This is a genomic window from Marinomonas algarum, from assembly GCF_020532605.1.
GTDB classification, from domain to species: domain Bacteria; phylum Pseudomonadota; class Gammaproteobacteria; order Pseudomonadales; family Marinomonadaceae; genus Marinomonas; species Marinomonas algarum.
In genome coordinates this window covers 1-13,300 of sequence record NZ_JAJATW010000027.1, presented here as the reverse complement: position 1 = coordinate 13,300, position 13,300 = coordinate 1, and the positions used below count along the sequence as shown (strand labels likewise).

Sequence of the window (13,300 nt, the reverse complement as noted above, 5' to 3'; positions counted from 1 at the left end):
GTTATTGTGCCCAGCTACAGACAGGCATTAGCCGCACTGTGTGGCGTGTTTAAAAGTAAACACGTAAGCCTCCATAGACATAAGTGCCCACATTTGAGCCGAGTGCTTTGTCCACTTTGGTATCTAAAATATTGTCGATACCGGCAAAAAAGTCTGTGTTATGAATGGCTTCTGGGGAATAACTGAGTTTGACATTGACCGGCGTGTAGGCATCCGCCGTTTTGCGCTTATTTTTCTCTGTGTAGTCTTGATCGCCAACATATTGCGCAATCAACATGGTACTGAGTGAGGGCGTGACTTGGTAGTCTAGCGTAATGCTATAAAGCTGCTCAGGAGTGTACTCCAAACGCTCGTTTGTATCGTCATCCTTGGTGTTCATGATATTGGCATATAAATCTAAGTACAGAGATTCCATCAGCTGTTTACTCCCAGAAAATTCAAAACCGGTAATGCTCACTTTACTGGCATTTTTGAAGGTTCTGTAGTTTCCGTTAGAGTCATCCGGTTGAATGCTGTCGGTAATTTGATTTTGGTAGATGGCCACATTATAAGACCAGTCTTTGCCGCTTCCTAATAAGCCGATTTCATAGTTGTCGCTGTGTTCGGACTCTAGATCAGATGCGGTATTTTTGCCGTAAGCGGAATCGATGACTTCCGTTCCCAGCAAGCGTTTGGAGTTTGGCATAAACCGATTCATATAAAGCTCTTGACTATCGGGTGCACGAAAGCCTTGTGCGTAGCGCAGACGTAAATTAGCCGCTTTATTAAATTGATAAATACCACCCGCATTAAAAGTTACCGCATCATCACCGCTTTTGCGATCGTCAGAGCGAAGGCCATATACAAATGATAAAGGGTCTGTCGCCTGCCATTCGTGTTGCGCAAAGAGCGAGGTGGTCTGAATGGTTTGAGTACTTGTTGAACCATCCGAGCTGAAGAAGTCTGCTTTACGCTTGTCTTCCACATATTCGCTCCCGACTAACACACGGTTTCGTTCATTAGGCGTCCAAGTGGAGGACAGCTGATGATCTATTGCGGTCGAGCGACCGGTACCTGCCGTTGCGCCTTCGCTGGATTGCGATTCAGATGTGTACCCAAGTTGCTGCCACATCGGCGTAGTAATGGTGTCTTCTTTTTTATAGTTTGACTGACTGCTTTGCCAATTAATGGTAAGAGTGTCAGTAACGTTATAGTCAGCACCAATACTGATGTCAGTACGTTCATTTTCCAATTTTTGATGGGTTTCAACATTTAGAAAAGGAACGTTGAACGCAGGTTTTTTGGGATTGGCGATGTTACTGCGATATGCATTAGCAATACCTACGGCATCCCGTGACTCCTCCATATAAGAGGCACTGACTTTTAGCAGTAGATCCTTGGTGACATCATGGTTAAGTTCACCGCCTATATTGAAGATTTCCGAAGGAGCTTGGTAGGTGACATTTACATCGGCTGGACTGCCGACATTTTTTGGTGGCTGACCGCCTTTTTGTAATTGAGCCGTTTCAGTTTCGGTATAGGATTCAGTATTTTGTGCGCTAAACCATGCGCTGAATCCGGTTTTTCCACTGCGACCACGGACATCGCCACCCACTTCTGTAACCTCTGCCTGGCCTTCTGAGTTCATACCGCTTTGTGTACTGATCGAGGCTTCAAGTTCATCTTCTGGCTTTTTAGTAATGATATTGATCACACCGCCTAAAGCGTCAGAACCGTATAAAGCGCCAGCAGGTCCTTTAATGACTTCGACTCGCTCAACACGGTGAGCAGGGATACGAGTAGTGTCATAAAAATTACTGTATTCAGAGCCTATGCGACGACCATCAATCAGTAATAAAGTGCCTTTGCCGCTTACACCACGGATAGACATGCTGCCGCCGTTGGGTGGGAGATAGATACCAGGAATATTATGAAAGATATCTTTTAAGTTTTTTGCACCAACGGCTTCAATCTCAGATTGCGTATAAACCTCAGTAGAAACAGGGGTACTTGAAATATCACGCTCTGTTTTAGTGGCAGTAACAACCACTTCATTTAAAGTCACTCTCTGAATGTCTTCAGCAAAAGCAGGCATGGTCGCCATCATACATAACAATAAGGGAGTTCTTGTTTTCATATCAATTCCTTTGTATCAACAAGGTAAATGTCTTGCCCAAAAAAGTTATGTTATAACGTAATAAATAAGAAATCTATAATATATATGATGTAATTAATAATGGTTTTCATTATTTTCAATATCCATACCCTCTTAGCCTGAATACAGTATTAAAAAATACGAATTGAGCAAAAAACCAACAACTTTTTTAGAATGAGCGATTCTGTGTCATACTAAAATGCTTTCATAGCAAACAAACGGAAGCCACTTGTGAAATCTGACCCTGAATCCCTATTAAAAAATAATGATGCTTTGATTCATTCCGACGCTCTCAAAGTCAAATCCCATGCACAACGCCCCCAAGAAGATTGGGTACTTCATACCCTCATGATAGAAGGTTATGACGTGCCTTTTCGTTTTAAACGCCAAGGAAAGTATCGTACTTTACGGGGTGCACGCGTCAACTTGACCTATTATCCAAGCCAAGAAATGGTTGCCGGTATTCCTGTTGAAATTATGAAGGTCGTGCGAGTAAAGCGAACCTAGCTCGTTGACACAACGCTTTCTTTACGCCTACTTTTATTCTTTACCAGATGAACTTAATATATCGCCACCTGTCTTTCTTTCAGGTTTTTCATGATGACATATTAGGTGTAAACAATAATGGAAATGAGTCGTTCAGGTAATTGGCTTGCTACGTTGAAACGCATCGAGCGCAGCGTTTGGTTTCAAGGGTTTATCATCAGTATTATTGTCATTGCCGCCTTAACGGTAGGGGCAAAAACGTACGCGTTACCCTACGGTATTGATCGAGCAATTACGTATTTAGATAACTTTATTACCGTCTTTTTCTTGGTTGAGATTAGCCTGCGTTTTATCGCTTGCGACGACAAACGACGCTTCTTTAAAGACCCATGGAATATTTTTGATACGATTATTGTCGTAGGCAGTCTGATGCCAGTCTCTGAAACTGAGATGATACTGGTCGCTCGTTTGCTTCGTGTGTTTCGTGTACTGCGTTTGGTGTCAATTATCCCTGATTTGCGTTACTTAATTAACGCCTTACTAAAAGCCATCCCAAAGATGGGCTATATCGCCCTGCTCATGTTCATCATTTTTTATATCTTTGCGGCGGTTGGCTCGATCTTTTTCCATCACGTCAACGAGACGCTTTGGGGAGACATTGCCATCTCCATGTTAACGTTATTCAGAGTGGCGACATTTGAAGATTGGACTGATGTAATGTACGAAACAATGGAAGTGTATCCATTTAGCTGGATGTTCTACATTGTGTTTATCTTCTTAACAGCATTCGTGTTTTTAAATATGATGGTGGGTGTGGTACTGGATGTCATGACCCGCGAAACAGCGGAAGAAGAGCACGAAAACCAAGAAAACCACCACCAAGCCTTGGTCACACAGATCTCAGAACTCCAAGCGCAAGTAGCGCGCCTTGCCGATAAGCTTGACGCACAAGACAACAAAAAGCCGTAACGGGTTAAAGTGGACGCTGACTGATGGCTCTCAGCCAGCGTCCACCGAATGTGTTTAACATCAATCCCGTCAACACAATCAAAATGCCAACCCATTGCATGGGACTCACCGCCTCTGATAAAAATACTTGAGCCGAAGTTAAGCCCACGACAGGAACGCCTAATGTTAAAGGAGCAACCGTGGCGGCAGGATAGCGCGACAGTAAATAATTCCATAAACCGTACCCCGCCAATGTGGCAAAAATAGACAAATAGGCCAAGGTACCGAGAGTTTTCCAATTCAGATTAACGATATTGCTCCACATCACGTCGCCACCCTCGATAAAATAGGCGCACAAAAAGAAAGGTACAGGCGGCACCCAACTAGACCACACAATCAAGTTCAAATTGGCGTCGTAGCCTTTTCGACTGATAATTTTGGTCACAATATTCCCCAAGGCCCAACTTGATCCAGCGGCCAAAGTGAGGCCAAAACCAATCGCTGTCATGGTTGTGTTATCGTTGTCTAAACCGATCACGGCTAAACCGCCAATAGCAATGCCGATGGCCAACACCTGATAAGGGCGAACAGTTTCTTTGAGCAACAACACGGCAAACAACAGGGTGAAAATCGCCTGAGATTGAAGCACCAAAGACGCTAAGCCGGCCGGCATACCAAACGACATAGCACTGAATAAAAAGCCAAACTGTCCAAAATTGAGTGCTAAAGCATAGCAGACACACCAGATTAACGGCGTATTAGGTCGGGCAAAGAAAAAACAGCCAATTAAGCCAATGACCAAAAAACGTAACCCGCCCAACATCATAGGCGTAAGCTCATCCAACCCCCAACGCATGACAATAAAGTTAAAGCCCCACGCGACAATAATAAACAACGCCAGAAACATATCTTTGCGAATCATGTTGAATCCTTAACAAGGTCGGAACAGGGAACATATCAGTGGCTCACTGTACGTGCTTTTATTGTCATTGCACATAGAAAAAATAACGCTAGGCGGCTTTTACCCGACTAAAATACACCCCCACTATGGTCACAACGAAGCCAACGATTTGAATGGTACTCATGGATTCGCTGAATAAAAAATAACTCTCAACCGCTGCCAAAGGAGGGGCTAACAACAGCATGGTCGACACTTGAGAGGCACGAACTTTTCGTAACAGCCACACCATCAAAAATAATCCACAACCTGACAAGACCACTACGCCCCACATAATGAGCAAAAAGGATTCCCACTGAACAACGAACAAACGTTCGCCCAATAACAGCACAAAGCCACAAGACACTACCGCGGCAGCGAAGTTCTGCACGGCCATGGAACTGAAAATATCTGAGCTGGAAATGGACAGTTTTTGGTAGGTCACACCAAGGGACAACGCCAATATAGCCGCGCAAGCCAAGGCGAGCGTAACCAGCGTCACGCCACTGCTAGCAAGATTGATGTCTAACGCTGGGCTGACTACTAAAATCAAGCCAACGATGCCTACCAGCATTCCAACAATGCTTTTGAAAGAGGTTCTTTCTTTGATAATCAAAAAAGCCAATAAAGTCACCAACGCCGGCTGCAAAGCACCGATCAACGCCATCATGCCAGCGGGAAGCCCTTTTGCTATCGCAACATATGCCAACCCAAGGTAAAACCCATTCATTAACATGCCGGCAATGATGTGTTTAGTTAGGTCACGCTTTGGAGGAAAGTAGCGTTTTTGCCACAAGGTAATCCCTAGAAACATCAACCCCGCAAGGAAAAAACGAATACTGAGGTACACATTCGGATCGATCAGACCCACAATGAGTTTACCTGTGATAAAGCCCGTCGACCAAATCACAACCAGCAACACAAACAACAACGCCACAGCCTAACTCCTTCTATGCGGACAAATCCCTTACTTAGAGACAAACGCCCAGCCCGTCATAGTCACTAACGGATGAAAATCTCTTTGATCTCGCCGCTTTCTAAGCCTAAGCCAATCAAAACATGCAACCTTACAAACGCCGCCTCAAACGTTGAGTCTTTTCCAGAGACAACCCCTGATTTAATCAAGGGGACACTTGTCGCGTAAGCCCCTGCGGCAACACTGCCCGCGCCGCACTGGCTAACGTTAACAATCACCACACCGCGATCAGAGGCTTGTTTCAATATAGCCAACAAGGCAGGATTTTTGTCTGGCGCATTACCCGCCCCGTAACTTAATAGCACCGCTCCCTTGACCTTATTATTGAGCAGGCCTTGCCAATGCTCTGCCTGCACACCAGGAAAAACCGGCAAAATAGTCACAGCGCCTTCTTCCATCTCTGGGATACGGAACGTCATCGGTGAATTACTAAGCAACGGTATAAAATCACTGTCTCGCCAGATCCAGTCGATCCCTAATAGGCCAAATTCAGACTTATTAGGTGAGCTGAACGCTTGCCAATCTTGAGTGTGTGACTTATGCGCTCGATCGCCTTCAATCAGACGATTCGCGAAAAACAAAAACACACCTTTTACCTGTTCTTCACAAGCTGAAACCGAGCCCAGAACATTATTTAATGCATCACTACGTGCGTGGAACATGGGTACTTGGGAACCTGTCACAATAATCGGTTTATTACTCGGCGCAATCATGTAAAACAAAGCTGCGGCGGTATACGCCATGGTATCCGTGCCATGCAAAACAATAAAAGCGTCGAAACCTGCCCATTTACTCTCGACATCACGGGCAATTTTTTGCCAATCTTTAGGCGACGCATTGGAGGAATCTATTAAGGTGTCATAGCCTTCTACAACAAACTCGTGCTCGTATTCCTTGAACTGATCTAGTGTGCCTGCAAGCTGTTCTGCAAAAGCCGCATCTGGCACCAAGCCATGTTCTGATGACACCATACCGATCGTACCGCCGGTGTAAGCGATGTAGATTTTCATAAGACTTTTCGCCTTTCTCACTGTATTTTCATTAAAAAAGGCGCTTTCTCTGCAGAAAAAGCGCCTCTTATATTATCTAGCTCTTCTTGATAATGTGTTCATCACACATTACATACGTTCCAGCGTTTCAATGCCCAACAAGGATAAACCGAGCTTTAAAGTAGATGCGGTGTTTAACGCCAACTGTAAGCGGCTAAGTTTCACTTTTTCCTCAGCGTTCAAAATTGGACAGGCTTCGTAGAAGGTCATGAACGTACCGGCCAAATCATACAAGTAAGCACACAAGAAATGCGGCATACCATCGTTCGCCACTTGCTGAATAGCTTCTTCAAACTGGCACAACTTTATTGCCAAAGCACGCTCTTGATCGGCTTCAATGGAAATATCACCTGTCAAACTTGCTACATCGATCTCAGAACGTTTTACAATGCTTGCCACGCGCGAGTAAGCGTAAAGCAAATAGGGTGCTGTATTGCCTTCAAAGCTCAGCATGGTGTCCCAGTTAAACACATAATCACTGGTACGGTTTTTTGATAAATCGGCGTATTTCACCGACGCAATACCGACGACACGACCGATGTTACGCAGTTCGTCTTCGCCCATATCTGGGTTCTTCGACGCCACAAGTTGGTAAGCACGCTCTTGCGCTTCTTCCAACAAGGAAGACAATTTCGCCACGCCACCCGAACGGGTTTTAAACGGCTTGCCGTCACTGCCCATCACGGTACCAAACGGCATATGCTCAAGCTGGGTTTCTGGTTTTACAAAGCCCGCTTTACGCGACAAGGTAAAAATCTGCTGAAAGTGCAAAGACTGACGTGCATCGACAAAATACAACACACGATTCGCTTGCAAGGTATGCTGACGAAAACGCACTGCCGCCAAATCGGTTGTTGCATACAAGAAGCCACCACCGGTTTTTTGCACAATAATCGGCGTTATCTCGCCCTCTTTATTGGCAAACTCTTCCATAAACACACATTGCGCACCATTCGATTCTTGTAACAAGCCTTGCTCTTTTAACTCGTTAACAACATTTTGTAAATCATCGTTGTAGGCGCTTTCCGGCATCACATGCTGACGCTCTAACGAGACACCAAGCATCTTATACGTTTCTTCACAGTGGGCCATGGAGATTTCGATAAACTCATCCCACAAGGCTAAGCATTCTTCGTCGCCAGATTGCAACGCAACAACCAATTCACGAGCACGAGCCGCAAAGGCCTCGTCTTCATCAAAGCAGGTTTTCGCCGCTCGGTAAAAAGTTTCTAAGTCAGACAGAGCCATACTGATCTTGGCATCTTGTGCGCGTAGACGTTCCATATAAGCTAACAACATACCAAACTGCGTACCCCAATCACCAACGTGGTTCTGACGTACCACTTGGTGACCGAAAAACTCCAGAGTACGCACTACCGCATCGCCAATCACCGTAGAACGTAAATGCCCAACGTGCATTTCTTTCGCCAGGTTTGGTGCAGAATAGTCAACCACTACGGTTTCTGGCGCAGCTACTTCTTTAACATCTAAACGCTCGCTGGTACGCAGCACAGACAATTCTTTGCTCAACCACACGTTTTTCAAGAAGATATTAATAAAACCAGGGCCCGCGATTTCCACTTTATCGGCTAAATCCGACAAATCCAGTTTCTCAAGAGTCGCTTGGGCAAACTCACGAGGGTTCATTTTTAACGCTTTGGCCGCGCCCATTATGCCGTTGGCTTGGTAATCGCCAAATTGAACTTTTGCGGATTGACGAACCAACGCAGGCGCCGTATTGGAAGCACCTGCCGCGACCATCGCAGCTTGAATGCGCTGATTTAGAAGAGTTTGAATATTCACAGAAGAAGAGCCTTTAAGCAGTCGAGATGTCGCTGTATCAGCGACATCAGAGAATCAAAAATCAAGAAAACAGTGCGTTTAATAATAACCGATCTGACCGCGTTTAGCGAAAGAACAGCTTACAAGCATCATTGTTATTTTCATCTTGGTAAGGGTAACCCAACTCATCGAGAAAATGAGTCACATCCACCTCCTCACCTACAGCCTGTAAACCCACTAAGACACGACCATAAGCATCGCCATGGTTGCGATAGTGGAACATGGAAATATTCCATTGTCCGCCTAGCGTATTAAGGAATTTCAACAGAGCACCTGGGCGTTCAGGAAACTCGAAGCTATACAATAACTCGCCTTTTTCGCTGCGCAAATGACCGCCAATCATATGACGTACATGTACTTTTGCCGTTTCATCATCAGTCAAATCGACAATCTCATACGCACTTAAGTCAGCGAGTAATTCTTTACGACTGTGAGGGCTACCGCCCAAGGCCACACCGACAAAAATCACCGCTTTTTGATCATCACCATAACGATAGTTAAACTCGGTGATATTACGCCCAACCAATGCCTGACAAAAATCCTTAAAACTGCCCGGCGACTCGGGGATTTTCACCGCAACAATGGCTTCGCGCTTTTCGCCCAGTTCCGCACGTTCAGACACATGACGTAAACGGTCGAAGTTCACATTGGCGCCACTGTTTATCGCGATCAAAGTTTGCCCTTTGGCATCTTCACGTTCGATGTATTTTTTCAATCCTGCCAACGCACAGGCACCAGCCGGTTCGGTAATAGCGCGAGTATCGTCGTAAATATCCTTAATCGCCGCGCACATTTCATCGGTCGTCACAGTGATCACTTCGTCGACGGTATCTTTTGCAATCGCAAACGTCTTTTGACCGATCTCCGCCACGGCAACACCTTCGGCAAAAATGCCCACGGTTGCCAAACGCGTCGGTTCACCTTTTTCCATCGCAATCTTCAGACAAGCCGCGTCTTCTGGCTCGACCCCAATGATCTTAATATCAGGACGTAAATACTTGATGTACGCCGACACGCCAGCAATTAAACCGCCGCCACCGACAGGAATAAACACCGCATCAATATTGCCTTCGTGTTGATGCAGAATTTCCATACCAATGGTGCCTTGTCCGGCAATGGTGTCCAAATCATCAAAAGGGTGAACATAGACCTGGCCCGTTTGTACCATAATGTCACGAGACTTAGCCGACGCTTCATCAAACGCATCGCCAAACAACACTACTTTGGCACCATGATTGCGTACTGCGTTAACTTTTACTTCTGGGGTGGTCGCCGGCATGACAATCGTCGCTTGAATACCCAACTTTTTCGCCGCTAACGCCAAGCCTTGAGCGTGATTTCCAGCAGACGCCGCGATCACACCTCGAGCACGCTCTTCTGCGGTTAACTGACAGATCTTGTTGTAGGCCCCACGAATTTTGAAGGAGAAAACCGGCTGTAAGTCCTCTCTTTTCAAGATAATCTCGTTACCTAATCGAGTGGACAGCTGATTAGCACGAGACAATGGTGTTTCCACCGCCACGTCGTAAACACGTGACTGCAGAATCTTTTTGATCATGGTATGGGGCATAGTGTTTCCTAAACGAAATTAAAACGACAAGGCGACGCTCTTGTTGGCATCTACACAAGGTTTGCTAGTCAATAAAATGAGATAAGAAATATACTCCTTCCCCTCCTTTGGCGCAAAGATGGATCCCTTTTTAAGCAGATATTAAAAACCTTCTTAATCAACGCCACTCTGCCTTATCAGACTAACAATCCCGCTTTGTTATGCTTATAATTCTTGTTAGTTATAACAACGTAACGTCACCCGTAAACCGCACTCTAAAAAAGGCGATCAACCCATGACTCAAGACGAACTCAAACAAGCCGTTGCAGAAGCTGCCGTGGCTTACATACTGCCTTTGCTTGAAGACGACACCATTGTTGGTGTAGGAACAGGCTCTACTGCTAATTTATTCATTGATGAATTGGCAAAACATAAAAACCACTTTGATGGTGCTGTTGCCAGTTCTGACGCCTCTGCTGAGCGCCTAAAGAAACACGGTATCCCTGTGTACGATCTCAACAGTGTAGACAGTATTCGCGTTTATGTTGATGGTGCGGATGAGTCCAATGACAACTTATACTTAATCAAAGGTGGTGGTGCGGCGTTAACACGTGAAAAAATTGTCGCGGCTTGCAGTGATGAGTTTGTGTGTATTGCAGATGAATCAAAGCTGGTGAAGATCTTAGGCGACTTTCCATTACCGGTTGAAATCATTCCGATGGCTCGTGGTCACGTTGCGCGTGAATTAGTAAAGCTTGGTGGTGATCCGGTGTACCGCGAAGGTGTCGTAACCGATAACGGTAACCATATTCTAGACGTGTACAATCTAGATATTTTAGATCCTATTGCTCTAGAAAAAAGCATCGATGGTATTGTCGGTGTCGTCACCAATGGATTGTTCGCAAAACGCGCCGCTGATGTGTTGTTGCTTGCCACCAAAGATGGTGTCAAAACCTTGAAGAAGTAAGATAAGATTTGCCGATCCAAAGCAGAGCCATTCGGCGCTGCTTTGATCTTTAAAACACTGATTAGAACCAACGGCTCTTTCTCATCAGAATAAACTGCCCTCCCCCTAGCGCCACTAAAGCGATACAAAACAACCAAAATGCGTCACCATTTTCAGTGCCTGGCATGCCGCCGATATTGATGCCAAATAAACCGGTTAAAAACCCCAGTGGCATAAAAATTCCCGACAAGATCGACAGCACGTACATGCGTGCATTCATCTTTTCAGCTTGTAAGTTGGCGAACTCTTCTTGCATCAACAAACACCGCTCACGCAAAGATTCCAGTCCCTCCACATAACGGGTGATATCGTTGGCTGCTTCATGTATTTGTGCCGTTTGATGTGCCGTCATTAAACTCAGAGACTCCTGTGCAAGCTTGATAATGGCTTCTTTTTGAGGGATTAGAAAACGGCGTAAGCGGATGGTTTCTAAACGTCGCTGTACTAAAGAATCTCGTTGGTCAGATTCAATGCCTTCCCCAATACTCTCTTCTAAATCCGCTAACTCATCTTCTAGACTTGTCAGCACTTTTGCCATACGACCAGTCAAGGTTTCGGTCAGAGTTGCTACTAAGTCGGCACTGCCTACTGGCCCCTCACCCAGTAACAAGCCACTTACAATATCTTGAACGGACAATAACGTACGGCGTCGACTAGACACAATAAAATTAGGCGTCACCCATAAACGCACAGACACCATATCCGAAGGGTTTGATTCAGGGTTTAAATTCACACCACGCAGTGTCAAAAGTAAGCCTCCCCCCATTCTTACGGTACGAGGGCGAGTCTCTTCTGCAAATAAAGCCTCTACTACCGTATCAGGAACACCACTTACCCCCAGTAGCCAGTCATGACCAGCCTCAGCAAAACAATCAAGATGTACCCAACGGCAGCCTGTCTCAGGTACAACCATAGGTAATTCAGAATCGGATCGCTGAGTTGCACCACCCTGACCGTCTAACTCGAAATGATGAACAACAAATGACGACATAAGATTCCCTTTTAATATTTTGTGTAGATTATCTGAAAAACTCAGTATTCCCTATTTATTTTGATACTACTGGAACACCTTGGCTGACACTCTGCAGATTGAATGGCATAATTTCAGACACTTCAAATAACAAGGATATGCCTAACCATGCAGAACTTATCAGATGTTTTAGCATCTAGCACAACACCAGATGCCTTAAAAACAGTGCTAACAGTCACAACAGACACTTGTGTCGATATCTCAAATGCACTGAAACAAGGTTCACTGGCGGGTATCTTGGGCATGGCGGGTAACGAAAATGTTCAAGGAGAAGAACAAAAAAAACTCGATGTCATATCTAATGACATGTTAAAAGAGGCGCTCATGGCTTGCCCAGCGGTTAGAGCCATCGCATCTGAAGAAGAAGATTACATTGTGCCTGCAAATACCGATGGTGAATACTTCATCGCATTCGACCCTCTTGATGGCTCATCAAATATCGACATTAATGCCATGGTTGGTACGATTTTCTCGATTTATCATAATACAGGGGATGCTCCTGCAACTGAGGCTGACTTCCTCATTCAAGGCAAAGAACAGGTGGCTGCGGGCTATGTCCTATATGGACCATCCACTATGTTGGTACTTACAACAGGAAATGGTGTGAATATGTTTACTTACGACCCAATAAACAGCCGTTTCGTTCTTACCCATGACAATGTTCAAGTGGCAAAAGAGACTCAGGAATTTGCCATTAATATGTCCAACCAACGCTTTTGGTCTAACAAGATACAAAGTTATGTTAGTGACCTTGTTCAGGGTAAAGAAGGTCCTCGTGATAAAAACTTCAACATGCGCTGGGTGGCCGCTATGGTGGGCGATGTTCATCGTATTCTTTGCCGCGGTGGCGTTTTCCTTTATCCATGGGACAATAAAGACCCCTCTAAGGCAGGTAAGCTTCGCTTGATGTATGAGGCTAACCCAATGGCTATGTTACTTGAACAAGCTGGAGGCAAAGCCCATACTCATACGCAACGTATTCTAGATATCCAGCCAGACGCCATTCACCAACGTGTCGCTGTTATCCTTGGCGCCGCAAACGAAGTGGATAAGTGTTTAAGTTATTAACATCTCCTGACGATCTTCCACCGCATAAAAGTGGATAGATTCATATTAGCCTCGACTGCTACAGCACTCGGGGCTTTTTTGTAGCGTATTTCTATGGCGCTTATTGAGCATTATATTGAGGAATGTGAGGGGTGCAAAACGAAAAAAGCCCTGACAGCGTATGCTATCAGGGCTTCTCGTGTTTAAAGCTTGACGACGACCTACTCTCACATGGGATCCCCCACACTACCATCGGCGATGGCGCTTTTCACTTCTGAGTTCGGGATGGGATCAGG

The 13,300-nt window shown here is 45.3% G+C and carries 11 protein-coding genes and 1 rRNA gene; 4 read left to right on the top strand and 8 right to left on the bottom strand.

The features are described from left to right. Nucleotides 1–49: 49 nt before the first annotated feature. The gene (locus tag LG368_RS13625; protein WP_226755274.1) at nucleotides 50–2,116 is read right to left on the bottom strand and encodes a TonB-dependent receptor plug domain-containing protein; all 2,067 of its coding nucleotides are present in this window, start codon (nucleotides 2,114–2,116) and stop codon (nucleotides 50–52) included. A gap of 249 nt (nucleotides 2,117–2,365) precedes the next feature. Here LG368_RS13625 and LG368_RS13620 point away from each other — a divergent pair, with 249 nt between their 5' ends. Beyond that, nucleotides 2,366–2,641, top strand: coding sequence for a hypothetical protein (locus LG368_RS13620; RefSeq protein WP_226755273.1), 276 nt, complete (start codon nucleotides 2,366–2,368; stop codon nucleotides 2,639–2,641). 117 nt (nucleotides 2,642–2,758) lie between these two features. Continuing rightward, complete coding sequence (locus LG368_RS13615) at nucleotides 2,759–3,589, top strand: ion transporter (protein ID WP_226755272.1); 831 nt, start codon at nucleotides 2,759–2,761, stop codon at nucleotides 3,587–3,589. A 4-nt stretch (nucleotides 3,590–3,593) separates the two neighbouring features. On the opposite strand, the gene LG368_RS13610 is transcribed toward LG368_RS13615, so the two are convergent. The 5 genes from LG368_RS13610 to ilvA form a co-directional block, all read right to left on the bottom strand. Then, nucleotides 3,594–4,490, bottom strand: coding sequence for an EamA family transporter (locus LG368_RS13610; RefSeq protein ID WP_226755271.1), 897 nt, complete (start codon nucleotides 4,488–4,490; stop codon nucleotides 3,594–3,596). 88 nt (nucleotides 4,491–4,578) lie between these two features. Beyond that, entirely contained in the window at nucleotides 4,579–5,442 is an 864-nt protein-coding gene (locus tag LG368_RS13605; RefSeq protein ID WP_226755270.1) for a DMT family transporter, read from the bottom strand. A gap of 65 nt (nucleotides 5,443–5,507) precedes the next feature. Next, nucleotides 5,508–6,491, bottom strand: a complete 984-nt coding sequence (locus LG368_RS13600; protein WP_226755269.1) for an asparaginase domain-containing protein — start codon at nucleotides 6,489–6,491, stop codon at nucleotides 5,508–5,510. A gap of 108 nt (nucleotides 6,492–6,599) precedes the next feature. After that, entirely contained in the window at nucleotides 6,600–8,333 is a 1,734-nt protein-coding gene (gene argS, locus LG368_RS13595) for an arginine--tRNA ligase (protein WP_226755268.1), read from the bottom strand. 103 nt (nucleotides 8,334–8,436) lie between these two features. After that, nucleotides 8,437–9,942, bottom strand: a complete 1,506-nt coding sequence (gene ilvA, locus LG368_RS13590) for a threonine ammonia-lyase, biosynthetic (protein WP_226755267.1) — start codon at nucleotides 9,940–9,942, stop codon at nucleotides 8,437–8,439. A gap of 274 nt (nucleotides 9,943–10,216) precedes the next feature. Here ilvA and rpiA point away from each other — a divergent pair, with 274 nt between their 5' ends. Next, on the top strand, nucleotides 10,217–10,888 hold the full coding sequence (gene rpiA, locus LG368_RS13585; RefSeq protein WP_226755266.1) for a ribose-5-phosphate isomerase RpiA: 672 nt from the start codon (nucleotides 10,217–10,219) through the stop codon (nucleotides 10,886–10,888). Nucleotides 10,889–10,949: 61 nt separating this feature from the next. Here rpiA and LG368_RS13580 read toward each other — a convergent pair whose 3' ends face one another. After that, nucleotides 10,950–11,918, bottom strand: coding sequence for a zinc transporter ZntB (locus tag LG368_RS13580; RefSeq protein ID WP_226755265.1), 969 nt, complete (start codon nucleotides 11,916–11,918; stop codon nucleotides 10,950–10,952). Between the two features lie 147 nt (nucleotides 11,919–12,065). Here LG368_RS13580 and LG368_RS13575 point away from each other — a divergent pair, with 147 nt between their 5' ends. Next, nucleotides 12,066–13,025 (top strand): class 1 fructose-bisphosphatase, encoded by a 960-nt coding sequence (locus tag LG368_RS13575; protein ID WP_226755264.1) that lies wholly within the window; start codon nucleotides 12,066–12,068, stop codon nucleotides 13,023–13,025. Nucleotides 13,026–13,212: 187 nt separating this feature from the next. Here LG368_RS13575 and rrf read toward each other — a convergent pair. Next, nucleotides 13,213–13,300 (bottom strand): 5S ribosomal RNA (gene rrf, locus LG368_RS13570); the annotation flags it as partial.